This is a genomic window from Streptomyces coryli (assembly GCF_011044975.1).
Taxonomy (GTDB): domain Bacteria; phylum Actinomycetota; class Actinomycetes; order Streptomycetales; family Streptomycetaceae; genus Streptomyces; species Streptomyces coryli.
On sequence record NZ_JAAKZV010000009.1, the window covers coordinates 1 to 23801 of the forward strand.

Below are 23801 nucleotides of genomic sequence, written 5' to 3' on the forward strand. Positions count from 1 at the left end.
GTCCCGCGGTGCCTCGCCGGCGAGGGCGGCGAGCGTGAGGCGGGGGCGGGACGCGGGGATGCGGAGTGGCGCGTGGCCGGAGAAGTAGGCCGCGAACGCCTCGTCGTAGCGGTCCAGTTCGGCCCTGCTGCCGCACAGGGTCAGGCGGCCCGCCCAGTACACGTCCGCCCGGTGGCCCGCGTCCAGCGCCGCCGCGACCGCCGCGAGGAACGCGAGCGTACGGTCCGAGCCCGCGCCGAAGCGGTGCGCGAAGCGGACGAGGACGGCGTCCGCGTCGCCGGCCGGGGCGGCAAGGCGCGCCCCGCGCACGCCGGTCACGCCCCCAACTCCTCGCGCAGCGCCGCCCGGGCGGGCTCCAGGTCCTCGTGGTACTTGACCACCGTCCCGAGCGTCGCCACCCCCGAGTCAGTTTCGAGCGCCTCCGCGCCGAGCACCGCCAGCGCCTCCGCCCAGTCGATCGTCTCGGCCACCCCCGGCGGCTTGATCAGATCCGCCCCCCGGATCCGCCGCACCGCCGCCGTCACCTGCCGCGCCAGCTGCTCCGATACGTCAGGGCGCCGACGCCGTACGATCGCCAGCTCGCGGGCGAAGTCCGGATGGTCGAACCAGTGGTACAGGCACCGCCGCTTGAGCGCGTCGTGCACCTCCCGGGTCCGGTTGGAGGTCAGCACGACGGCCGGGGGAGCCACCGCCCGTACGGTCCCGAGCTCCGGGATCGTGACCGTGTATTCGGAGAGCAGCTCCAGCAGGAACGCCTCGAACTCGTCGTCCGCCCGGTCGATTTCGTCGATCAGCAGCACCGCGGGGGAGGTGCGCAGCGCCCGCAGCAGCGGGCGGGTGACCAGGAAGCGCTCGTCGTAGAGGTCGGTGTCGTCGTGCCCGGCGCGCAGGTGCAGCAGCTGGCGCGGGAAGTCCCAGTCGTACAGCGCCTGGGCGGCGTCGATGCCCTCGTAGCACTGCAGCCGGATCAGCGGCGCGTCGAGGGCCTCGGCCAGCGCGGTCGCGAGGGAGGTCTTGCCCGCGCCGGGCGCGCCCTCGCAGAAGATCGGCCGGTGCAGGGCGAGCGCGAGGTGGCAGGCCGTGGCCAGGCCGTCGTCGGCCAGATAGCCGGTGGCGGCGAGGCGGGCCCGCAGCTGCGCGGGCCCGCCCGTGGTGTCCGTCATGCTGTCCTTTCCGGTCCCGCCGCGGCCAGCACGGCGCGGCGGGTGAGCACCCTGGCCAGGTGCTCGCGGTATTCCGGCGTGGCGGAGGCGTCGGCCGACGGGCGGGTGCCTTCGGCCGCGTCCCGGGTCGCCTCCTCGACCGCGGGTCCGGTGGCGTCGGCACCCGCGAGCGCCTCCTCGGTGGCGCTCGCGCGCACCGGCGTGGGCGCCATGTTCGTCAGTCCGATACGGGCCTCCGCGATGCGGCCGTTGTCGCGCCGCACGGCGGCGGCCACGCCGACCACCGCCCAGGCCTGCGCCACCCGGTGGAACTTCTCGTAGTGATAGCCCCACCCGGTCAGCTTCGGCACCCGGATCTGGGTGAGCAGCTCATCCGGGGCCAGCGCCGACTGCAGGTAGTCGCGGAAGAACTCCGCCGCCCTGATGGTCCGTTCGGTGGTGACCAGCTCCGCGTCCAGGGCGAGCACCACCGCCGGCAGGTCCCCGGCCGGATCGGCGTGGGCCAGGGATCCGCCGAGGGTGCCGCGGTGCCGGACCGCCGGGTCGGCGACCGTCGCGGTGGCCGCGGCCAGCAGGCCCGCGTGCTCGCGGACCAGCGGGTCGCGCATGACGTCGTGGTGCGTGGTCATCGCGCCGATGACGAGGCGGTCGCCGTCGTCCCGTACGCCGCGCAGCTCGTCGATCCGGCCGACGTCCACGACCAGGTCGGGGAAGGACAGCCGCATGCGCAGCATCGGCATCAGGGACTGGCCGCCAGCCAGCACCTTCGTCTCGTCGCCGCCCCGGGAGAGCAGCCGGACGGCCTCGCCGATGCTGTCCGGGCGGGCGTACTCGAATGCCGCGGGGATCATCGGCTCGCCTCCTTGGCCTCCTGGATGGCCCGCCACACGCGCTCCGGCGTGCACGGCATCCTGATCTCCGTCACGCCGAGCGGACGCAGCGCGTCCACCACGGCGTTGACCACGGCCGGAGTCGACGCGATCGTCCCGGCCTCGCCGACGCCCTTCACCCCCATCGGGTTCGAGGTCGCCGGGGTCTCGGTCCTGTCGGTCACGAACTCCGGCAGGTCGGGGGCGCCCGGGACCAGGTAGTCGGCCAGGGTGCCCGAGGTCAGGTTGCCGTCCTCGTCGTAGACCGCCTCCTCGTACAGCGCCTGCGCGATGCCCTGGGCGAGGCCGCCGTGCACCTGGCCCTCGACGATGAGCGGGTTGACGACCTTGCCGATGTCGTCCACGCACACGTACGAGCGGATCTTCACCGCGCCCGTCTCCGTGTCCACCTCGACCGCGCACAGATGGGTGCCGTGCGGGAACGAGAAGGTGTCCGGGTCGGTCACATGCTCGGCCGACAGCGTCGGCTGCATGCCGTCGGGCAGGTGATGCGAGGTGAAGGCGGCGAACGCCACCTCCTGGATGGACTTCTGCGCCTCCGGCGAGCCCTGCACCGTGAAGGCGCCGTTGCTGAACTCCAGGTCGGCCTCGTTCGCCTCCATCAGATGCGCGGCCACCTGCCGCGCCTTGGCGACGACCTTCTGCGCGGCCTCGTACACGGCCGTCCCGCCGACCACCAGCGACCGCGAGCCGTACGTGTCCAGGCCGACCGGCGCCAGCTTCGTATCGCCGTGCAGCACTTCGACGTCCTCGAAGGGGATGCCGAGGACGTCCGCCGCGATCTGGCTCCAGGCGGTCGCGTGCCCCTGCCCGTGCGGACTGGTCCCGGTGATCACCTCGGCCTTGCCGGTCGGCAGCATCCGGATGCTCGCCGCCTCCCAGCCGCCGGCGCCGCTGCGCATGTCGCGCAGCCAGCGGCTCGGCGCGAGGCCGCACATCTCCGTATACGTCGAGATGCCGATGCCGAGCCGGAAGATGTCGCCCTGCTCATTGCGCTTGGCGCGCTCGGCGACGAGCTCGTCGTAGCCGAAGAGGACCTGGGCGCGGTCGGTCGCGGCCTCGTAGTTGCCGCTGTCGTACGTCATGCCCGCGACCGTTGTGTACGGGAACTCCTCGTGCTTGATCCAGTTGTGGCGGCGCAACTCGAGCGGGTCCCGGCCGAGTTCGGCGGCCAGGTCGTCCATGATCCGCTCGATCGCGTACGTGGCCTCCGGGCGGCCCGCGCCGCGGTAGGCGTCGGTGGGTGTCTGCGTGGTGAAGACGCCCGTGCAGCGGAAGTCGTACGCGTCCATCTTGTAGATCGCCGGGAACATCGTGGCGCCCAGGATCGGGATCGACGGCGTCAGCAGCATCAGATACGCGCCCATGTCGGCCAGCAGGTCGGCCTTGAGGCCGAGCAGCGTGCCGTCGCGGGTGGCCGCGATCTCGATGTCCTGGATCTGGCCGCGCCCGTGGTGGGTGGCCAGGTTGCCCTCGGAGCGCGTCTCGGTCCACTTCACCGGGCGGCCGAGCCGCTTGGCGAGGATGAGCGCGAGCACCTCCTCGCCGTACACCTGCAGCTTGGAGCCGAAGCCGCCGCCGACGTCCGGGGCGATGACGCGCAGCTTGTGCTCGGGGATGCCGGTGGTCACGGCGAGCATGACGCGGAGGATGTGCGGGATCTGGGTGGCGGAGTACAGCGTGTACTCGCCGGCGGCGGCCACCGGCAGCACCACCACGGAGCGCGGTTCCATGGCGGAGGGGATGAGCCGCTGCTGGTGATAGCGGCGGTGCAGCACCACGTCGGCGCGGGCCTTCGCGGCTTCGTAGTCGCCGCAGGGCTGGTGGTAGCTGAAGCAGCGGTTGGTGTCCTTGTCGGCGTGCACGAGGGGGGAGTCGTCGGCGAGGGCGGCCTCGAGGTCGAGAACCGGGTCGAGCGGTGTGTAGTCGACCTCGATCGCCTCGAGGGCGTCCGCGGCCGCGTACGCGTCGCGGGCGACGACGACGGCGACCGGGTCGCCCGCGTAGCGGACCTCGTCCACGGCGACGGGCGGGTGGTCGGGCAGCACGATGTCCTCGGTCACCGGCCAGGCGCAGGGCAGCGAGCCCTGCTCCGCGGCCAGGTCCGCACCGCTGAACGCGGCGATGACGCCGGGGCGTTCGCGGGCCGCGGCGACGTCCACGCGGTCGAGCCGGGCGTGCGCCATGGGGGAGCGGAGGATCGCGAGGTGGAGCAGCCCGGGGGCGGTGATGTTGTCGGTCCAGTTGGTCTGCCCGGTGATGAGCCGGGCGTCTTCCTTGCGGAGCCGGGCGCGGCCTATTTCGGGCTCTGAGGAGGTGGTCATGATGTCGCCTCCCGCTGCTCACCGGCGGCGGCGAGCACGGCCTTGACGATGTTCTGGTAGCCGGTGCAGCGGCAGAGGTTGCCCTCCAGGCCGTGGCGTACGTCCTCGGGGGTGGGGTGCGGATTCTCCGCCAGCAGGTCGCGGGCGGCCATCAGCATGCCCGGGGTGCAGTAGCCGCACTGCAGGGCGTGCTGGTCGTGGAACGCCTTTTGCAGGGGGTGGAGTTCGCCGTTCTCCGCGAGCCCCTGAACGGTCGTCACCTCGCCGCCGTCGGCCTGCACGGCGAGTACGGAACAGCTCTTCACGGTGCTGCCGTCGAGATCGACGGTGCAGGCGCCGCAGTTGCCGGTGTCGCAGCCGACGGGGGTGCCGGTGCGGCCCAGATGGTCGCGCAGATAGTGGATGAGCAGGAGGCGCGGCTCTACGTCGTCCTCGTAGCCGGTGCCGTCCACTTTCACCGAGATGCGGGTCATGTGCCCTCCTGTCGGACGGGCGGGATGTCCGTCATGCGATGTGATGGGTCGCACAATAGGCCGCACTTCGTGAGGTGACGAGGCTCCGCGCGCTGTCAACCTTGGGGCGGAATCGGCAGGTCTGCGGTGATCAAGGGGATCGGGCCGGCGATCAGGAACAGGGCGGCGCCGACCGCGAGTTGGGCGGCGAGGGTGCGGTGCAGGACCACCCGGTGGGCCGGTTTGGTTACGGACGGGGCCGCCGCCGTGTCGCGGGAGGCGCAGGCGCGGGCCAGGGCGTCGAGGGCCAGGAGGAGGGTGAGGGCGCCGATCTGGGCGAGGAGGAGCTGGCCGTAGCCCGTCGCGAGGAGAGTCGGGGCCTTGCCGATGGACTGCCAGGCCTCCATGTTCACCGTCGCCATCAGCAGGTGCAGGCAGACCACTCCCGCGGGGGCGAAGCGGCGGGCGGCGGTGAGGGCTTGGGCGGCGTCGCGTTCGGCGATGAGCATCGCCGCCAGCGCCACTGTGCCGCCGAGCCAGACCGCGGTCGCCGCGAGCTGGGCCGTCTCCGCGGCGGCGAGCGGCAGGATGAACGGGGCGCCGACCGGCAGTTCGCCGATGTACCAGATGCCGGCCGCGAGCACCGCCGTCGCCGCCGCGCCCGCGGTGGTGGCGATACGGCGGGCGAGCCGGGCGTCCGGGGCGGCCAGGGCGCGGCGGGCCAGCAGCCAGGCGGCGCCGAGGGCGAGGAGCAGGCCCGCGCGGGTCCGTACGCCCGCGGGGGACAGCGGCCCCGGCAGCAGCAGAAGGACCAGGCCCGCGGCCCAGCCGGCGGCGAGTCCGGCGCCGAGCACCCGGCGCAGCGCCACGGCGGACGGGCCGTCGGGACGGCACACGCAGGCGCACACCGCGGCGCCGGTCACCACCACGAGTCCGGCCAGGGCGGTCCAGCGCAGCATCGCGTACACGGCCGTCACGCCGGGGGCGGCGGCCAGTAATCCGCTGATCTCGTGCATGCCCGCATCCGTGCCCGGGGGCGGCGCGGGCAGCCGGGGCGGTCCGTAAACCCATCCGATGGTGTGGCGGCGGGCCCGTAGCGGACGGGTGTGCGAAGCATCCCTCGCCCGTCACCCGGGAAATCTTGCCCTGACCAGGGGGACGCCGGTCGGCTGGAAGGAGTACGGGCACATGGGTGGCGGAACGGACGCGCCGGCGGCGCCCCCGATGGTCGCGTTGATGGTGCAGCTGGCACTGCTCGGGGTCTTCTGGTGGGTGCTCGCGCTGCATCTGCTGCGGCTGCTCGCGGTGCCGCTGCTGAGCGACGCGCATCCGGTGGACGACGGGGCGCGGGCGGGGATGGCGGGCGCGCTGGTCTATCTGCTCTTCCCTGGGTCGCCCGCGACCGCGCACCGGCCGCTCGCGCTGGTCTTCGGCGCGGCGGCGGTGGCGCTCACGGTGTCGATGGCATTGCGCGCGCGGCGGCGCCGGGCGTTCCGGCCGCATGAGCTGCTGCTGCTCAGCGGCAACGCCGCGATGGCGCTGATGCTCGCCGGCGGGGCGACGCTGGGGCCGCCCGCCGCGCTGATCACGGCCGTGTGTCTGGGGGCGGCGAGCTGGCCGCTGGTGCGGCCCGTGCTGGAGGCGCCGGGGACGGGGCGGCACCGGCGCGGGGCGGCGCCGGAGGACGCCAGGCCCGAGCTGGTGAAGCGGCAGCGGCGGCTGCTGGTGACGGCGCCGCAGATCGGGTCGGTGGCGATGACGCTCGGGATGACGTGGCTGCTGATCCAGTGAGCGGGCCCAGCGGCCCGGCGTGACCGCTTCGGCCCAGCAGAACCTGCGGTCCGCGGCGGCCGGGAGAAGAGTGGCCGCATGGTGGAAATCCGGAGGGTCTTCCTCCTGCCTCTGATGCTCATGCTGCTCACCGCGCTGACCGGCCAGCAGGCGCTCGCCGCCAGCGCCCGGCCGCGGCCCGCCCCCGGCCCCCGCTTCAACCACCCCGGCGTCCTGGAGAGCCGTTCGCAGCTCGCCTTCACCCGCGCGCAGGTCGCGGCCGGGGCGGAGCCGTGGAAGTCGGCGTTCCAGGAGATGCGCGAGAGCCGCTACGGGTCCCTCACGTACAAGTCCCACCCGCGGGCGAACGTGCAGTGCCCCTTCGACGCCAAGCCGGGCCACGGCTGCACCGAGGAGCGCGAGGACGCCATCGCCGCGTACACCCAGGCGCTGATGTGGAACGTCACCGGCGAGCGGAAGCACGCCGAGAAGGCGCTCAAGATCATGGACGGCTGGTCGGGGAAGCTGAAGAAGCACACCGACGACAACGCCCCGCTGCAGACCGCCTGGTCCGGCGCGTCCTGGGCGAAGGCCGGCGAGCTGATGAAGCACACGTACGCCGACTGGCCGAAGCAGCGCCGCTTCGACCGGATGCTGCGCGAGGTCTATCTGCCGATGGTGCAGCGCAAGGCCCCGCAGAACGGCAACTGGGACCTGGCCATGACCGACGCCGCCATCGGCATCGCGGTCTACCTCGACGACCGCAAGGCCTTCGACACCGCCATCGGCCGCTTCCGGGCGCGGGTGCCCGCGTACTTCTACCTGGCCTCGGACGGCAAGCAGCCGGTCGAGCCGCCGGACACCGGGGTGCACGGGCGGGCGCAGCTGGTGAACTTCTGGTTCAAGCAGCCGCGCTTCGTCAGCGGCCTCGGCCAGGAGACCTGCCGCAACTTCATGCACATCGGCTACGCCATCGCCGCCACCTCGCACATCGCCGAGACCGCCTGGCACCAGGGCGTCGACCTCTACGGCGAGCAGCGCGACCGGCTGCGCGCGGCGATGGAGTTCCACTCCAAGTACCAGCTCGGTGCGAAGGCCCCGAAGTGGCTGTGCGGCGGCAAGGTCACCCGCAACATGGGCGACGACTCCGAGGTCGGCTACCACCACCTCGCCGACCGCCTCGGCCTCCCCATGCCCCAGACGGCAAAGCTGATCGCACGCCAGCGCCCGGCCGGCTCCGACGACCTGTTCGTATCGTGGGAGACGCTGACGCACGCGGGCGCGGCGGTCTGATCCGGCGCTACTCCGCTTCCGAGTCCGCCGGGAGCGCATCCCGGAACGCCGTCCGCACCGACCGTGCCCAGAGCCGCTGCAGCGGCCAGGACACGGCGGTGAGGGCGGCGAAGAGCAGCACTCCGGCGCTGAAGCTCACCTGGAAGCGAAGGTCGAGGAAGCCGCCGAGCCAGCAGATGGCCAGCAGTTTCACGGCGCTGAGCGCGAGCCGGAGCGGCACATCGCGGCGGGCGGAGGCGAAGACGTACGGATAGTCCGGCAGGTGGTAGGCGCCGGCCAGTACGGCCAGGGTGACGGCTTGGCGCCACCCTGGGCCGTTCGCCAGCTCGACGCCGGGCAGGCGGGCGGCGGCCGACGCGAGGATGGCGAGGACGGCCAGATAGCCGGCCAGCCGGTAGCGGGCGCCACCCAGCAAGGTGCCCGGCTTCCGTCGTACGAGTTTGGGCGCCACCGTGAGCAAGGCCGTGACGCTGCATACGGCGTAGGCGAGGAGACCCGCCCACAGCCCCGACAGTTCGAAGGGGAGACCGGCGAGGCGGCACAGGCCCAGGACCGCGCAGAATGCCAGCGGGGAGTAGAGGAATGGGGCCACTGTGGGGAGGCAGCTGATGCCGGGAGCTTCGCGATAGGCCGCCATCAACTCCTCACTGGTCTCCTGCTTGCTCTTCCCGCTGTTCGTGATGGCCTTCAGGTCCAACTCCTGACGCCACCGCTCGCGCGCGGCCTCTTGCCTGCGCAGGTACCGCCTGAAGCACCAGCTGAGCGCCGTGGCCGCCGCTGACGTAGCCAGTGCCAATACGGCCGCCGCCAACATCTGCCGGCCCGGCGGACCGGTAAAGCCGAAGCCGCGTACGGTTTGCGCGGCGACCCACAGGCAGGCGCCCTGAAGTGCTGCCGAGCCCAGCCAACTCAGTGCCCGCACGCCGATCAGGCCCCGGGCAGCGTTCCGTAGCCCGCGTCGCGGGCCTTGATGATGGCGGCGGCCCGGTCCGGGACCTGGAGTTTGCCGAAGATGTTCGAGACGTGGTTGCGGACCGTTTTCAGCGACAGGACCAGTTCGTGGGCAATGGCTGCGTTGCCCTTGCCGCGGGCGATCAGGTCCAGGACCTCGCGCTCGCGGTCGGTGAGGGTGGGGAAGGCGGTCCGGGACGAGGCGCTGCCCTGGGCGAAGTGCTCGATGACCCGGCGTGCGACCGCCGGGCCGAAGATGGCCTCGCCGGCGGCGATGGCGCGGATGGCCCGTAGCAGCTCCTCCTGGTCGGCGCCTTTGAGGAGATAGCCGCGGGCGCCCGCGCGCATCGCGGCGAAGACCGAGTCGTCGTCCTCGAACATGGTCAGGACGACGATGCCTAGGTCCGGGTCCGCGGCCAGCAGCCGGCGGGTCGCCTCGATGCCGTCGAGTTCCGGCATCCGCAGGTCCATCACGACGACGTCGGGCCGCGCCTCGGTGGCCAGCGCGACGGCCGCGGTGCCGGTCTCGGCCTCCGCGACCACCTCCAGGTCGGGCGCGGCGGCGAGCATGAGCGCGAGGCCAGCCCGGTAGGCGGGGTGGTCGTCGGCGATCAGGATGCGGATCATGCGTCCCCCGTTGTTCGTACGGGCCGGGGCGCGGGCAGCGGCAGCACGGCGCGGACCAGCGTGCCGCCCTCCGGCCGGCGCGCGATGGTGCAGGAGCCGCTGAGTTCGGCGGCCCGCTCGCGCATCGACTCCCAGCCGACGCCGGGGCGGGTGCCGGCTGCTGCCGAGGCGCCGTTGTCCGCGATCCGGAGCTCCAACGCGCCGTCCACCGCGACCACCACCGTGCACCGGGAGGCGCCGGAGTGGCGGACCACATTCGTCAGCGCCTCCGCCGCGATGCGGTACGCGGCCACCTCCGCCGCGGCGGGCAGCGGCGGCTGCTGCTCCGGGCCTTCCACCGTGATCACCAGAGGGCCGGAAGCCAGCCGCGTGAGGCGCTGCGCCTGCTGCCGGATCGCCGCCACCAGGCCGACCTCGTCCAGCGCCGGCGGGCGCAGATCGTCCACCAGCCGGCGGATCTCGGCGATCGCCGCCCGGGTCTCGGTGCGCAACTCCCGCAGCAGCGCCCCCGCCTGAGCGCCCGTCGCGGTCGTTGCCACCGCGTCGAGCTTCAGCACGATCGCGGCGAGCGACGGGCCCAGGCCGTCGTGCAGATCGCGGCGCAGCCGGCGGCGCTCCTCCTCGCGGGCGGTGACCAGGCGGGCGCGGGAGCGCTGCAGGTCGAGGGTGAGGTGCACGGCATTGACCACGGCCGCCGCCTGCCGGGCCAGGTCGGCGAGCAGCCGCCGGTCCGCGGCCGTCAACTGCCGCCCGGGCGGCACCTCGACGGCGAGGTCGCCGAGCGGCTCGCCCTGATACGTCAGCGGGGCCCGTACCACCTCGCCGGTCAGCGGTGCCGCGGACGGCCCGGCGTCGCGCCGCAGCTCCACGGCCGCGCGCCGAACCCGCAGCGCCTCGGCCACCGTGCCGGTGACGGTGCCGAGCACCTCAGCGGGCGACAGCGAGCCCTCCAGCCGCTCCGCCAGCCGGCGCAGCGCCGCGAGCGGGTCGGCGCGGTCGCCGTAGACCCAGCGTTCGGCCCGCCGCCGCACCGCGCTGTGCACCGGCTGGATCGCCGCCGCCACCACCCCGACCGCGATCAGCCCGGCCGCTCCCTCGCCGCCCAGCAGGCGGCCGAGGCCCTGTACGACGCCCGCGTACACCGCCACCACCATCGCGGTGAGCGCGCCGTACGTCAGCGTGCGGCTCAGCACCAGCTCGATGTCGAACAGGCCGCGGCGCAGCACCGCCGCGCCGATGCCGAGCGGGATCACCGAGCCGGCGAGGGTGACGCCGGCGAAGGTGAGCGGTCCGGCCTCGCCGGTGAGCGCGTAATCCACCCAGCAGATCGCGATCCCGGCCGGAATGCCCAGCGCCGCCCATACGAACCAGAGCAGTTGCTCCCGCTCCGCGCCCTCGGCCCGCTTCAGCCGGGCGCGGGCGCACAGCACCGCGCCGAACAGGCTCGCCGCGACGCCGGCGAGCGGCACGAAGACGGCGGGGGAGTCGGGGGAGACGGCCGCGATCGCCACCAGCAGCGGATAGCAGGCGAGGCAGACATAGACGAAGCGGCGCCAACGGGCGCTGAGGAAACGGCCGTCGGGGAAGAGATAGCCGATCAGCGCCGGGCACAGGTAGACGAACACCCAGGCACCCGAGGTGATCCGGTCCCAGTCCGCGCGGGCCGCGGGGGAGAGCGCCTCGGCATAGCCGTCGTAACCCAGGGCGACGGCGACCAGCAGGCCGTGCACCAGCAGCAGCCAGCCGACCGCGTTGCGCGGCTGGCGGCGGACGATGAGCGCGCCGACGACGGACGCGGTGAGGGTCGCGCACAGCAGCAGCGCGAGGAACAGCGCGGCGTGGTCGGTGTCGCTGCCGCGCAGATACAGATACGCCACCACGTCCACCGCCGCCACCAGCGCGACGATCGCGGGTGCGGCGATGCGGGCGGCGGCGGCCGGGGGCCGGTTCATGCCCGTCAGTGTGCGCGCGCCGGCGGGGCCGCGGTAGCCGCCCGGGACGACTTCCCCGACAGGTCGGGACCGCCGCCCGAGGCGCCCGGGAACGCGGGCGGCAAGAGTCCTTCCCGAGCCGCGGCCGACGAGGGCCCGCGGCGCCAGGAGGAGGGGACCCACCACGATGCCGATCAGTCGATTCGAACGATTTCTTCCGCTTGCGGCGGTGCTCGCCGCCGTGTTCTTCGCCGCTCCCGAGATCCTGCTGAACGGGATGCCGGGCGTCACCGATGGGCCCGCGGACACCGCCCGTTGGCTCGAGGACCACGAGGCGCGCGCCTTCATCGCGGCCATCTGCTCCGGCTATCTGAGCGTGCTGGTGCTGTTCTTCACCACGGGCCTGCGCCAGGCGCTGCGCTCGCGTGAGTCGGGCGAGTCCACGTACTCCTCGGCGGCCTTCGCCGGCGGGCTGCTGCTCTCGGTCTCCGCGGCGCTGACCGCGCTGCTTGACATGAGCGCCGCGCAAGCCGCCGTGGACGGCCGCACGTCGGTGGTCGCGTCGATCGAGTACGTCAACGAGTTCAGCTGGATGCCGTGGGCCGCGGGCACCGCGGTGCTGTTCATCGCCACCGGCCTGGGCGGGCTGCGCACGGCGCTGCTGCCGCGCGGCCTCGCGATCGCGACCGTCGTCCTCGGCGTGCTCTGCCTGACAGGCCCGACCGGCATCGGCGTCTTCTACGTCACGCCGCTGTGGCTGATCGCCGTCGGTCTGCTGCTGCACCGGCGCCTCGTCCGCAACGGGCGTGCTCCTGACAGCTCTCATGCCGCCGATACGTCATTGGCATAGCCAGGAAACACTCCTGACGGAGGCTCAGCTCCGAACCGATCACGGCGACCCCGACCCGCTCCCCGGGCCGGGGTCGCTCCACGGCGAGGAGGAATGAATGACCGCGGACGCATCCCGCCGCAGCTTCCTGACATCCGTCGGCGCCGCCGGTGGCGCCGGCCTGCTCTACTCCGCCATGGGCGCGCTCGGCCTGGCGCCCGTGCCCGACGCCCGCGCGGAGGCCTTCCGGCCGCCCCGGCGCAGCGACTTCACCCTTACGGGCCGGGCCGGCGGCCGCAGGGTCGTCATACTCGGCGCCGGCATGGCCGGGCTCGCCGCCGCGTACGAGCTGGGGAAAGCCGGCTACGACTGCCGCATCCTGGAGGCGAAGGACCGCCCCGGCGGCCGCAACTGGACCGTGCGCAGCGGCACCACGCTCACCGACCTCGACGGCCGCACCCAGACCGCCCGCTTCAGCGACGGCCAGTACATGAACGCGGGCCCGGGACGGCTGCCGCAGTCCCACGTCACCCTCGAGTACTGCCGCGAACTCGGCGTCCCGCTCGAGGTCTTCACCAACACCAACGCGAACGCCTACATCCACCACGACGACGGCCCGCTGGGCGGCAAGCCGGTGCGCTGGCGCACGGCGAAGGCGGATGTCTACGGCTACGTCTCGGAGCTGCTCGCCAAGGCCACCGACCGCGGGGCGCTGGACAAGGAGCTCACGGCGGGCGACCGGGAGCGGCTGATCGAGTTCCTGCGGGACTTCGGCGACCTGAAGGGCAAGGCGGACGGATACGCCTATGCCGGCAGCGACCGCCGCGGCTACTCCGTGGAGCCCGGCGCGGGCGCCGAGGCGGGCACGGTGCTCGACGGCGTGCCCTCGCTGTCGGATGTCGTCGCGAGCGGGCTCGGACAGCACTTCTCCTTCGAGTTCGGCTACGACCAGGCCATGCTGATGTTCCAGCCGGTCGGCGGCATGGACGCGATACCCCGCGCGCTCGCGAAGGCGATCGGGCGCGAGCGCATCTCTTACGGAGCCCGGGTCACCGAGGTCACCGACCTGGCGGACGGCGCCGAGGTGGCGTACACGGACGCCGCCGGGCGCTCGCGGGTCGCGCGCGGCGACTTCGTGGTGGCCGCGCTGCCGCCGATGGTGCTGGCGCGGATCAAGCACAATCTCGGTGCGGACATCACCGCCGCCCTGAAGTACCCGGCCGCCGCACCGGTCGGCAAGATCGGCCTGGAGTACCGCAGCCGCTGGTGGGAGACCGACGAGCACATCTACGGCGGCATCACGCCGACGGACAACGACCTCGCCACCATCTGGTATCCGTCGTACGGGTATCACGGCCGCCGCGGCACCCTGATCGGCTACTACAACTTCGGCGCGGACGCGGTCTCGTACGGCAAACTGCCGCACCGCGAGCGCCTGGAGCGGGCGCTGCGCCGCGGCGAGCGGATCCACGGCGCGAAGTACCGCGCCGAGCTGGCCGAATCCTTCAGCGTCGCCTGGCACCGCACGCCGCACATCGAGGGCGGCTGGGTCGGCTGGGAGTCGCAGACCGGGCCGGAGTACCGGCTGCTCAACCGGCCCGCCGGGCACGTCCACTTCGCCGGGGACTGGCTCAGCCATGTGATCGCCTGGCAGCACGGCGCGATCTGCTCGGCGCGGCAGGCGGTCACGGCGATCCACGAGCGGGCGCTGGCGGCCTGACGGCTGTTCAGCCCGGGAGGCCGTACACCCGGCGGGAGTTGCCCGCCGCGAGCAGCGCCGCCACCCGGTGGGCGTCGGGCGCGGACCAGGAGCCGTCGCCGGTCCAGCGGGTGAGCAGCCGGGTCAGGGCGGCGCGGAAGAGCTGGGCGCCGGCCACGTACAGCTCCGGGAGCGCGTACGCGTCGGTGGAGAAGAGCAGCTTGCCGAACGGGACCAGCTCCAGCACCTCCGCCAGCACCGCCTCGGCGCGGGCGCCGGTGTGCGAGAGGGCGAGGCCGACATCGGCGTGGACGTGCGGGAAGACGGCGGCGAGATAGGCGGCGTGGCGGTGGTACGGATAGCCGTGCAGCAGCACGATCGGGGCGCCCAGCGGGGCGGTGGCGCGCAGGAAGCCGGTGAGCAGCAGCGGGTCGGCGCGGTGCAGGGTCAGGTCCGTATCGCCGAAGCCGGTGTGCAGCTGGAGGGGGAGGCCGGTGCGGACCGCGGACCAGAGCAGATGGCGGATCAGCACTGGGTCCTCGAGGCGCCCGCCGCCCGCGTCGAGCCAGCGGGCGGCGGCGCGCTCGGCCTCCTCGCGGGCGGGTGGCGCCGGGTCGAAGTCCAGGCCGTGGCGGTAGGCGGCGATGGACTTGAAGCCGGCGGCGGTACGGGCCGCGTCCGGCACCGCCGCGTCCACGGCGTCGAGCAGATCGGCGCCGGAGGCGGCCCCGGCCGCCAGCCGCTCGGCGAGGGTCTCCAGGCGGACGATCTCGTGGGCGGTCGCCGTGCCCCCGGCGAGCGCCGCCAGCTCGGCGGGGGCCGTTTGGTCGCCGGGCAGGCCGGTGTCGACCACGTACGCCCCGATGCCGGCGCCCTGCAGCAGCCGGCGGGTGGCCTCGTCGGCGCCGAGCTCGCTGCGCCTTGCCAGATACACCTCGGGCGGGCAGTGCGGCTCCAGGTCCAGCAGCGGCGGGCACCAGCGGCGCACGGCGAAGCCGAGCTGGCTGTCGAAATAGCTGGTGCCGGGGGCGGCCGGGGCCTCCGACTCCGTCAAATAGCGCTCGAATGCGGCCGGTTCGGGGCCGGTGCGCAGCACGCCGTGGCAGTGGTGGTCCACCAGCGGGGGCAGCCGCAGGTCCATGGTCAGTAACGCCCGCGGGTGGCGGCGGCGATGGCGGCCGGCGTGGCGTCGGCGAAGAGGTCGTGCTCGGCTCTGCGCACCGCGGCGATCGACTCGAAGAGCGGGTCGCCGAGCGCCTTGCGCAGCACCTCTGAGCGCAGGAAGTGGTCCAGCGACTCGGGCAGCGTGGTGGGCAGCCGCGGCTGGACGTCCTCGTGCACCGGGTCGCCGGACACCGGGGGCGGGAGGGTGCGGCGCCGGGCCACGCCGTCGAGGCCCGCGGCGATCACCGCGCCGGTGAGCAGATACGGGTTGGCGGCCTGGTCGACGCACTTCACCTCGGCGTTCGCGGCCTCGGGGTCGTCCGGGGCGCCAGTGATGAAGCGGATCGCCGCCTCCCGGTTCTCCACGCCCCAGCACTGGTAGACGCCGGCCCAGTGCGACGGGGTGAGCCGCAGGTAGCTGGCGGGGGAGGGGGCGCCGATGGCGAGCAGCGCGGGCAGCTCGGCCAGCACCCCGGCGAGGAAGGCCTCGCTGACGCCGGTCATGCCCTGCGGGCCGTCGGCGCCGCGGCACAGATTGCGGCCGCCCTCCCACAGGCTCAGATGCAGATGCCCGCCATTGCCGACGCCGCCGGCCTCGACGGCCGGGCCGAACAGGGCGGCCAGGCCGTGCTGGGCGGAGACCGCGCGGATGGTGTGCCGCACCAGCACCGCCAGGTCGGCGGCGCCCACGGGGTCGGCGGGCGCGACGGAGACCTCGAACTGGCCCGGCGCGTACTCCGGATGGATCTGCAGCACCTCGACGCCCTGGGCGTGCAGCGCGGCGAGGATGCCGTCGAGATACGCGGAGGCGTCGACCAGGCGGCCCATCCCGTAGGCGGGCGCGGAGGTCGGGTAGCTGAGCTCCTCGGTGCTCTCGGCCGCCCTGACCGCCACCCACTCGGTCTCGAAGCCCATCCGGAGCTCCAGCCCCTCGGCCGCGGCCTGCTCGGTCATACGGCGGGCGAACTGCCGCTGGCAGGCGGGGTGCGGCCGGCCCTGCTGGTCGTAACGGTCGGCCGGGGCCCAGGCCCAACCGGGCTGCGCGGCCAGGACGGTGAGCCGGTCGAGATCGGGGATCAGCCGCAGGTCGCCGTCCGGGCCGCCGATATACCGGCTGGTGGTGATCGAGTCGTCCACGGCGAAGACATCGAACACCGGCGACATCCCGAGCCCGCGCCGCGCGGCCTGCGCCAGCCGCCCGGTCGGCACACCCTTCACCCGGGCGATGCCCGCATTGTCGACCCAGGTCACGGCCGTCCCGCGAACACCTTCAGCGGTGAGCCTGGCCGCCTCCTGCCGGGCCCGTACCGCCGTCTGCTCGGTCAACGCCATGGTCGTCTCCCCTAGGACCTGTCTTTCGGATCTTGCCGGGTCCCGCGCCGCCCGGCACGCACCCTCGCCGCACGGCGCCCCCGGACCGGTGGCTCCGCCACAGGACCGGTGACACCGCACGCCGAGGCCACGCACCGAACGACGCTCCCATGCCACGAGCCAAACCGCACGCTCACCCGTTCCTTGCACCACCCCGTGCTCGACGACAAGATCCGAAAGACAGGCCCTAGGGCATCAGCGCCAGCACTGTCTCCACCGTGTCCGCCTCTTCGGCGGTCTTGTCCTCGCGATAGCGCACTACCCGGGCGAAGCGCAGTGTGACGCCTTCCGGATACCGGGGGGAGCGTTGCACACCGTCGAAGGCGATCTCCACCACCAATTCGGGGCGGACCCGCACCACCCAGCCGTCGTCGCTCTCCTTGAGCTCCTGCAGCCGCTCGGTCTGCCAGGCGAGCATCTTGTCCGTGAGCCCCTTGAAGGTCTTGCCGAGCATCGCGAACGAGCCGTCCGCGCGCCGCGCGCCCAGGTGCAGATTCGAGAGCTTGCCGGTACGCCGCCCGTGCCCCCACTCGCAGCCGAGCACCACCAGGTCGAGGGTGTGCACCGGCTTGATCTTCACCCAGGCCGCGCCGCGGCGGCCCGCGCTGTACGCCGAGTCGAGGGCCTTGAGCACCACGCCCTCATGCCCGCGGGCGAGCGTCGCCTCGGCGAACTCGCGCGCCGCCGCCCGCGCCTTGTCGTCCGCCGGGTCGGCCACCTCCACGCGGCGCACCCGGCGCGGCTCGGGCGTGATCCGGGCCAGCTCGGCATGCCGCTCGCGCACCGGGGCGTCGAGGAGGTCGCGGCCGTCGACGAAGAGCAGGTCGAAGAAGACCGGCGCCACGGCGAGGGTGGCCTGCGCGGCGGCCACGTCCACCCGCGAGCCGACGCGACTGGCGACCTCCTGGAAGGGCCTGGGGGTGCCGTCCTCGCCGAAGGCGATCACCTCGCCGTCGAGCACCGCCTGCCCGGCGGTCAGCTCGCGCGCCGCGGCCACTACCTCGGGCAGCCGGTCGGTGATCTCGTCGAGCGTACGGGTGTAAATGCCGACGTCGTCGCCGTCCTTGTGCACCTGCACCCGGATGCCGTCCAGCTTCTCCTCGACGGCGCACGGGCCGAGCTTGTCGACGGCCTCGTCGACGTCCTTGGCGGTCGTGGCGAGCATGGGCAGGATCGGCTTGCCCACGCCGAGCCGGAACTCGGCCAGCGCCTCGGGCCCGCGCGCGAGCACCTCCCGGGCGACGGTCCCGAGCGACCCGGCGAGCATCACGGCCCGCCGCACGTCGGCGGCCGCGGCCCCGGTCGCGGCGGCCAGCCCCTCGACGGCGAACGCGTCCAGCGCCCCCTGCCGCAGCTCCCCGCCGAGCAGCCGCAGCAAGAACTCCTGCTCCTCGGCGGTGGCCGCTCCCATCAGGTCCTGTACGAGCCGCTTCCGCTCGCCCTGCGCGCCCTTCCCGGCGACGGCGGCAATGCGATCGAAGGCCTCGTGCAGCCCGGTGACGGTCAGCGTGGGCGCGGCAGCCGGCGGCACCGGCTCCCGCAGCGCGGCCCACCCCACCCCGATCTTCCGCTGCGGCAACCGCCCCGCGAGATACATGACAACCAGCGGAGCCGTCCCCGGCTCGGTCTTCCGGAACAGCTCCGCGAGCAGCGCGGTCTTCTCCGTACGCGACGAGGTCGCCGCGACGTCCCGCGAGGTCCTGGCCACGTCATCGAGCAACATGCGACCCATCCTCGCGGACCCCACCGACATTCGCACCGACTCGGCCACCTGGCCCATGACCACATGCAGCGATATCGAGCGACCTGCCTCTGCACCCAGCACCCCGGCCGCATGCCCACCGGCGAGTCCCTCATCGACGGCTTCGCCATGGGCAAGTCCACGCAGTGGCGGAACCTGCTGGTCGTCGACGACCTGGCCAGCGTCCGCCCATGGAAGCCCCGCGGCGTCGAGATCCGCGGCGAGGCGGAGCTGCTCACCGGACCGCACACCCTGGGCCCGCACTTCAGCGAGGAGGTCATCCGGATCCGGCCCGAGTGGGTCTACTCGTGGCGGCTGGAGGAGAACGCGGACGGTTAGGGTCGCGATATGACGACGGAGCGGACCCCGCTGTTCTGCAGCCTGGAGCTCGGGGAGCGGATTGAGCGGGCTGCGGCGGAGCTTAATGCTGAGGGGAGTCGGGTGGCCGTGGAGCGGCTCGGGGGCGGGTTTGTGCTGCCGGTTGCCGGGGGTGTTGCCTGTTTTTCCGAGGCGGACTCGCCGCTCAACAAGGTCGCGGGGCTTGGCTTCGGGGGCGTGCCGAAGGATGACGAGCTCGATGAGGTCGAGCGGCGGCATGCTGCCGTGGGGGCGCCGGTGCAGGTGGAGCTGGCGCATCTGGCGGATCCCGGGGTGGGTGAGCGGCTCACCGCCCGTGGCTATCGCCTGGTCGGGTTCGAGAATGTGCTGGGGCGGGCGCCGCACCCCGACGACGCGACCCGGCCGCCCGCCCCCGCCGGCATCGGCGTCCGGCACAGTGCCCCCGACGAGCTGCGGCCCTGGCTCGACGCCGTCGTCGGCGGCTTCGCGCAGCCGGACGCCCAAGGCGTCGCCTCGCACGAGGAGTTCCCGCGCGAGGTCCTGGAGCGGGCGGTACGGGACATGACCGCCGCCGCCGCGATGCGCCGGTACGTAGCGACCGCCGGCGGTGAGATCGCCGGCGGCGCCAGCATGCGCACCGGAGCCGGCATCGCCCAGCTCACCGGCGCCGCCACCCTCCCCGCGTACCGCCGCCGCGGTGTGCAGAGCGCGCTGCTCGCCGCCCGCCTGGCAGACGCCGCCGCCGAGGGCTGCGACCTCGGCGTCGTCACCACCCAGCCGGCGTCCAAGTCCCAGCAGAACGCCGAGCGCAGCGGCTTCACCTTCCTCTACACCCGGGCGGTGCTCGTCAAGGCGTAGCCGACCGCCAGTGCCGTGATGGCAGGTGGATGAGCAGCAGGGTGACGCCGGCCAGCATGAAGTTGCGGCTCGCGGCCTCCAGGCCGTTCCACTTCTCGGACTGCCACATCGCGAACCACTCGCCGCCGATCGCGATGAAGCCGACCCCGAACAGCAGCATGAGCATCACCAGCCCCAGCGTCGCGGCCCGCCGCGCCCGCTCGTACACCCCGCGCCGCAGAGCGCCGATCCACCAGCCGGTCGCCGCGATGAGGACGATCGCGGTGAGCACCTCCCACACGATGATGCCGATGTAGGCGACGTTACGCACGGTGCGGGAGCCGATCGCCCGCCACATCAGGTCGTCGTCCTTGAACGTCGTATCCATCGCCAGCACGTGCTGCACGAACTGCTGGTTGGAGTCGAAATCCGTGATGTTCCCGAACGCGACCAGCGTGATGTACAGCGCCAGCGCCCCGGTGAGCGCGGCCGCGGCGGCGGGCAGGGTGCCAAGGCGCAGGATCCGGTCTACGAGGCCGTGTTGCATGTCCAGGGAGCTCCATTCGAACCGCAAGTCTTGACAATTTCTTCGGGAGTTGACAGTAACAACACCAGCCACACAGGTGGCCGAACGAACCCTCACGCAAGGTCCGCAAGGCGTCACTGCCCGGGAGGCGTGTCATGCGTAGGTTCGTGCGCACTGTGCTGGTGCTCGGTGCCATCGGGGGACTGCTGCTGTGGGGTCAGCCGGCGCACGCCGGGCAGCGGGCGGTCTCGATGACCATCGGCAGCACCCAGGCCGACATCGTCTTCAACGACCCCGTCGCGCTCGGCGGCGCGGACCCCGCACAGATCGACCATCTGGTCGCACTCATCAATGGAGCGCCCGCGGACTCGACCATCCACATGGCGATCTCCAGCATCACCCTGGACGAGGTCTACAACGCCATCGCGGCCGCGGTGAGCCGCGGCGTCCGGGTCCAGGTCGTGCAGAACGGCCTGGGCCGCGACTACGAGGACAGCACCCCGACCGACCTCGCCACCCTGCTCGGCGCCAACCACCGCTGGTGCGACCACGGGAGCAGCACCCTCGCCTACGGCGCGGGCTGCCTCTCGCGGAACAACACCGGCCTCATGCACGCGAAATACATCCTCTTCTCGCGGACCAAGGATTCCAGCGGAACGCCGCGCGACAACGTCGTCTGGTTCGGGACCCCGAACATGACGAACTCCACCGGAAAGAACGAGTTCAACGACAGCTTCACCTTCTACGGCGACCGGACGCTGTACACCAATTTCTCCACCGAACTCTGGACTCCCATGTGGAACGAGAGGTCGTACAGCAACGACGACTTCTACGACGCCGCGACCCCGCGCGGCTACTTCGGCTCCAGCGCGTCGCACACCCAGGTATACGCCTCGCCGGAGCAGAACACCGATCTCGTGGTCAACCGGCTCAACTACATAACCGCCGACGACGAGTGCCGCATCCGCGTGATGGAAGCGGCCATCGCGGACAGCCGCCCCGCGGTGACCGACAAGATCGTGGCCTTGAAACGGGGCGGCTGCCGGGTCTGGGTCGGTACCGGGAGCATCCAGAGCGCGTCGCTGGCCAAGCTGAAGAACGCCGGGATACCCGTCCGCAAGGCGCCGGTCCACGACAAGACCATCATCGTGTACGCCAAATACGCGGGCTCCGCGGCGAATCGGACCCTGGTCTTCACCGGCTCCCACAACATCACGTATTCGGCGTTGCATTACAACGACGAGATTCTCGTGAAGGTCGAGGACAGCCAGCCGATGTACGACGCGTTCTACGACCACTTCAATGACGCGTACAACACCGGCTCGCCGCTCTGACCCCGTAGCCGGCCGCTACGCGTACTCGACCTCCAGCCGCCGCGTCCCCGCCGGAGCCTGCACGTCATTGCCCGTCACCGGCAGCGGCCGTCCGTCCGCCCGCGCCGCGCGCACCTCGCCGAAGCGGCACGGGTACACGTACCGCACGTGCCGCGGCGCCGCCGTGACGTCGATCGTCACCTTCCGGGCGTCGGCGGCGTGCCGCAGCTCGTAGCCGAAGGGCGTGCCGAAGACGGTCGGCGCGGGGGAGACCGACACCGACTCGCCCTGCGGCACCCAGTGCGGGCGCACGCCCGGGGCCACGTACAGGTGCGGGTCCGCGTCCTCGTCGGCTTCGAAGAAGAGGGTGTCGCGGAGCAGCAGGATGTTCTCCGCCGCCGCCCAGCCGTGCGGCATGTCGCCCATGTACCAGGGGCGGGACGGGACTTCGCGGAAGTCCGAGGCGATCGGGTAGGCGTGCTGCTCGTTCCAGGCGCCGAGCGTCGCCTGCCAGCGGTCCGGCGCGCCGTCGGCGCGGCTGACCGTCGCGCTGCCCTCGGCCACGGTCCAGGCCAGCAGCCGGTCCGCCCGTTCCGTATCGCCGATCAGCAGTAGCGCGTGCGCCAACTGCTGCCCGAGATACGGCGCGTACGCGTTCCAGGCGGCGTTGTGGCGGAAGCCGCCGGTGACGAAGCGGGCCCAGATGGTGTCGAGGGTGTGGCGGAAGGCCGCGTCCAGGTCGTCGCCCAGCTTCGCGCCCATGTAGAGGCGGGTCGGGTGGAAGTACGCGAGGGCGCCGATCATCGTCGAGTCCAGCCGGCCGACGTCCGCCGGCCCGGTCGGGATGTATGTCTGCCACTCGCCGCGCCGCCGCTGCTCGCCCAGCACCCACCGGATCGACGCCGCCGTCGCCCGCTTCAGGTCGTCGAAGGCCGCCCACAGCTCCGCGGCGGCGCCACTCTCCCCGAGCCGCTCCGCCAGCCGCGCCGACTCGTACAGGCCGGCCAGCCCCCACAGGTCGTCCCAGTAGTGCGGCTTGTCGGCCTCGCCCAGGTGCTCGGCGCTCCAGCCGCTGTGCAGCAGGCCGAGCTCGTCGCGGTTGTCGCGCAGCCAGCGGGCGCCGTCGATGACGTACGGGGTGAACAGCCGCGCGCCGAAGGCGGCGGCCGGACCGCGCACCCGGTCGAAGCGGCCGATGGCCCACAGCGCCTCGCCGTTGCTGTCCCACTCGCGGTCGTTGCGCTCGTGGGAGCCGCCGTAGAAGCCGTACTCCGCGCACGGGCCGATCCGCCCGCGCCCGAGGTTGAAGGCGCCCGGGTGGTGCGTGCCCAGCTGCCGCTCGGCCAGGCCCGTGTCGCCGGCCAGCGCGCAGGCGGTGGCCTCCACCGAGGAGTCGCGGATCCAGAAGGAGTCGTAGACCGTCGGGCCCGGATGGATCTGCCCGTGGTCGGAGAGGATCAGCAGCTGGGCGCGGCTGGTCCGGAAGAGCTCCGGCAGGTGCGCCACCGGCGGCGGCAGCGTGAAGCGGGTGCCCTCGCCGCGCAGTTTGCCCTCCCAGAAGGCCCGGTTGGCGGCCTCCAGCTCATCGGCGGGCGTGCCGCGGAGCTCCGCCAGGTCGCCGCGGAAGTCGTCCACCGGCAGCCGCATGTCCAGCGTGAATTCCGGGCTCCGCCCGCCGACCTTGTACGGCCACGCGAACACGGCCGTGCACAGCCCGGCCACCCGGTCCACCGCCTCCTCGGCGCCGCCGAGCTTGCCGCCGTTGGCCAGGTCGTGGAAGGGATTGCGGACCAGGTACGTCTCCGGGTCCATGCTGCCGTCCGGATTCCCGTACACCCCGGCGTAGGCGGGCGCGGTGTCGAAGCACGGGCCCATGCCCGTATTCGCCTCCACCCGCTGCTCCCCCGGCAGCCAGCGCAGGAAGATCAGCCGCCGGTCGGCGACCGTGTTCCCGGCCCGGTCGTGCCGCTGGAAGCCGCTCGGCCCCGCCGGCACCACCCCGGTGCACAGCCACCCCTCGTGCGCGCCGCCGTCGGCCGAGCGGACCGCGAGCCGGTCGAGCACCAGCGCCCGCTGCCGTGCGCCGACGGTGGTGCCGAGCGTGCGCCGTACTACCTCGACACCCGATGGCGAGCGATACGTGGTCACCACCACCGGCAGGTCGCCGTCCGCCAGCTCCTGCGTCACCTCGCCGCCCAGCTGCGGCAGCTGCAGCAGCCCGGCTCCCGGCTCGAAGAGGAAGTGCACCAGGGCGTACGTGTCGTAGACCGGCTCCACCTCGCCCGCCTGGCCGACGAGCACCTCCTGGCGGTGGTCCTTGACACCGGTCATGTGCCAGTAGCGGTACAGGGCGTTGGAGGCGAGCGCCGCCTCCTTGGACTCGAAGAGCCCGCCGTCGAAGTCGTCGCTCCACCGCCGGAACGCCTGCTGCAGCCACCAGGGCACGGGATACGGATGCCGCCCCGCCCAGGTCCGCCACATGACCTCGTAGAACATCCACTCATGGGTCTGCGCCATCGCAGCCACCCCCTCCTGTGGGGGCACCGTAGAACCGGCGGAGTCGTCCGGGAATGGCCGTAAT

At 72.9% G+C, this 23801-nt stretch carries 20 protein-coding genes and 1 pseudogene; 7 read left to right on the plus strand and 14 right to left on the minus strand.

Annotated elements, in window-relative coordinates; translation table 11 throughout:
- The 6 genes and pseudogenes from G5C51_RS04040 to G5C51_RS04065 all read right to left on the minus strand — a co-directional run.
- Window positions 1-318 (minus strand): annotated as a pseudogene (locus G5C51_RS04040) (hypothetical protein); the annotation flags it as partial.
- Complete coding sequence (locus tag G5C51_RS04045) at window positions 315-1163, minus strand: AAA family ATPase (protein WP_165231729.1); 849 nt, start codon at window positions 1161-1163, stop codon at window positions 315-317. The gene G5C51_RS04045 and the pseudogene G5C51_RS04040, both read right to left, overlap by 4 nt.
- Window positions 1160-2014 carry an FAD binding domain-containing protein gene (locus G5C51_RS04050; protein ID WP_165231732.1) on the minus strand — a complete coding sequence of 285 codons (855 nt, stop codon included), beginning with the start codon at window positions 2012-2014 and terminating at the stop codon, window positions 1160-1162. The genes G5C51_RS04045 and G5C51_RS04050 overlap by 4 nt, the downstream gene beginning before the upstream one ends.
- The gene (locus G5C51_RS04055; protein WP_165231735.1) at window positions 2011-4377 is read right to left on the minus strand and encodes a xanthine dehydrogenase family protein molybdopterin-binding subunit; all 2367 of its coding nucleotides are present in this window, start codon (window positions 4375-4377) and stop codon (window positions 2011-2013) included. The genes G5C51_RS04050 and G5C51_RS04055 overlap by 4 nt, the downstream gene beginning before the upstream one ends.
- Window positions 4374-4850 carry a (2Fe-2S)-binding protein gene (locus G5C51_RS04060; RefSeq protein ID WP_165231737.1) on the minus strand — a complete coding sequence of 159 codons (477 nt, stop codon included), beginning with the start codon at window positions 4848-4850 and terminating at the stop codon, window positions 4374-4376. Before G5C51_RS04060 ends, G5C51_RS04055 begins: the two co-directional genes overlap by 4 nt.
- A gap of 95 nt (window positions 4851-4945) precedes the next feature.
- Window positions 4946-5845 (minus strand): CopD family protein, encoded by a 900-nt coding sequence (locus tag G5C51_RS04065; RefSeq protein ID WP_165231739.1) that lies wholly within the window; start codon window positions 5843-5845, stop codon window positions 4946-4948.
- 172 nt (window positions 5846-6017) lie between these two features.
- Between G5C51_RS04065 and G5C51_RS04070 the strand changes: the two genes are divergently transcribed.
- Both G5C51_RS04070 and G5C51_RS04075 read left to right on the plus strand, forming a co-directional pair.
- Complete coding sequence (locus tag G5C51_RS04070; protein ID WP_165231741.1) at window positions 6018-6620, plus strand: hypothetical protein; 603 nt, start codon at window positions 6018-6020, stop codon at window positions 6618-6620.
- Between the two features lie 78 nt (window positions 6621-6698).
- On the plus strand, window positions 6699-7892 hold the full coding sequence (locus G5C51_RS04075) for an alginate lyase family protein (RefSeq protein ID WP_165231743.1): 1194 nt from the start codon (window positions 6699-6701) through the stop codon (window positions 7890-7892).
- A 7-nt stretch (window positions 7893-7899) separates the two neighbouring features.
- Here G5C51_RS04075 and G5C51_RS04080 read toward each other — a convergent pair whose 3' ends face one another.
- From G5C51_RS04080 to G5C51_RS04090, 3 genes are read right to left on the minus strand one after another with little or no spacing between them, the layout of a single operon-like run.
- Window positions 7900-8814, minus strand: a complete 915-nt coding sequence (locus tag G5C51_RS04080; protein WP_165231745.1) for a hypothetical protein — start codon at window positions 8812-8814, stop codon at window positions 7900-7902.
- Window positions 8815-8819: 5 nt separating this feature from the next.
- Entirely contained in the window at window positions 8820-9470 is a 651-nt protein-coding gene (locus tag G5C51_RS04085) for a response regulator (protein ID WP_206313400.1), read from the minus strand.
- Complete coding sequence (locus G5C51_RS04090) at window positions 9467-11422, minus strand: sensor histidine kinase (protein ID WP_165231748.1); 1956 nt, start codon at window positions 11420-11422, stop codon at window positions 9467-9469. Before G5C51_RS04090 ends, G5C51_RS04085 begins: the two co-directional genes overlap by 4 nt.
- Window positions 11423-11588: 166 nt before the next feature.
- Between G5C51_RS04090 and G5C51_RS04095 the strand changes: the two genes are divergently transcribed.
- Both G5C51_RS04095 and G5C51_RS04100 read left to right on the plus strand, forming a co-directional pair.
- Window positions 11589-12251 carry a hypothetical protein gene (locus tag G5C51_RS04095; protein WP_165231751.1) on the plus strand — a complete coding sequence of 221 codons (663 nt, stop codon included), beginning with the start codon at window positions 11589-11591 and terminating at the stop codon, window positions 12249-12251.
- Between the two features lie 97 nt (window positions 12252-12348).
- Window positions 12349-13950, plus strand: a complete 1602-nt coding sequence (locus G5C51_RS04100) for a flavin monoamine oxidase family protein (RefSeq protein WP_165231754.1) — start codon at window positions 12349-12351, stop codon at window positions 13948-13950.
- 7 nt (window positions 13951-13957) lie between these two features.
- On the opposite strand, the gene G5C51_RS04105 is transcribed toward G5C51_RS04100, so the two are convergent.
- From G5C51_RS04105 to G5C51_RS04115, 3 genes are all read right to left on the minus strand, one after another.
- A complete protein-coding gene (locus tag G5C51_RS04105) occupies window positions 13958-15070 on the minus strand; it encodes an amidohydrolase family protein (protein ID WP_165231757.1) in 1113 nt (370 codons plus the stop codon).
- 2 nt (window positions 15071-15072) lie between these two features.
- Window positions 15073-16425 (minus strand): type I glutamate--ammonia ligase, encoded by a 1353-nt coding sequence (locus G5C51_RS04110; protein ID WP_165231760.1) that lies wholly within the window; start codon window positions 16423-16425, stop codon window positions 15073-15075.
- A gap of 226 nt (window positions 16426-16651) precedes the next feature.
- The gene (locus G5C51_RS04115; protein WP_165231763.1) at window positions 16652-18187 is read right to left on the minus strand and encodes an ATP-dependent DNA ligase; all 1536 of its coding nucleotides are present in this window, start codon (window positions 18185-18187) and stop codon (window positions 16652-16654) included.
- A 63-nt stretch (window positions 18188-18250) separates the two neighbouring features.
- On the opposite strand from G5C51_RS04115, the gene G5C51_RS04120 reads away from it, so the two are divergent.
- On the plus strand, window positions 18251-18544 hold the full coding sequence (locus G5C51_RS04120) for a PNPOx family protein (protein WP_420824781.1): 294 nt from the start codon (window positions 18251-18253) through the stop codon (window positions 18542-18544).
- Between the two features lie 9 nt (window positions 18545-18553).
- The gene (locus G5C51_RS04125) at window positions 18554-19402 is read left to right on the plus strand and encodes a GNAT family N-acetyltransferase (RefSeq protein ID WP_206313401.1); all 849 of its coding nucleotides are present in this window, start codon (window positions 18554-18556) and stop codon (window positions 19400-19402) included.
- Here the strand turns inward: G5C51_RS04125 and G5C51_RS04130 are convergent.
- Window positions 19392-19928: a DUF2165 domain-containing protein gene (locus G5C51_RS04130; protein WP_165231766.1), complete on the minus strand. Its 537-nt coding sequence runs from the start codon at window positions 19926-19928 to the stop codon at window positions 19392-19394. The genes G5C51_RS04125 and G5C51_RS04130 overlap by 11 nt on opposite strands.
- A 134-nt stretch (window positions 19929-20062) precedes the next feature.
- On the opposite strand from G5C51_RS04130, the gene G5C51_RS04135 reads away from it, so the two are divergent.
- Window positions 20063-21241: a phospholipase D-like domain-containing protein gene (locus G5C51_RS04135; RefSeq protein WP_165231769.1), complete on the plus strand. Its 1179-nt coding sequence runs from the start codon at window positions 20063-20065 to the stop codon at window positions 21239-21241.
- A gap of 15 nt (window positions 21242-21256) precedes the next feature.
- On the opposite strand, the gene G5C51_RS04140 is transcribed toward G5C51_RS04135, so the two are convergent.
- Window positions 21257-23737: a hypothetical protein gene (locus G5C51_RS04140; protein WP_165231772.1), complete on the minus strand. Its 2481-nt coding sequence runs from the start codon at window positions 23735-23737 to the stop codon at window positions 21257-21259.
- Window positions 23738-23801 lie beyond the last annotated feature (64 nt).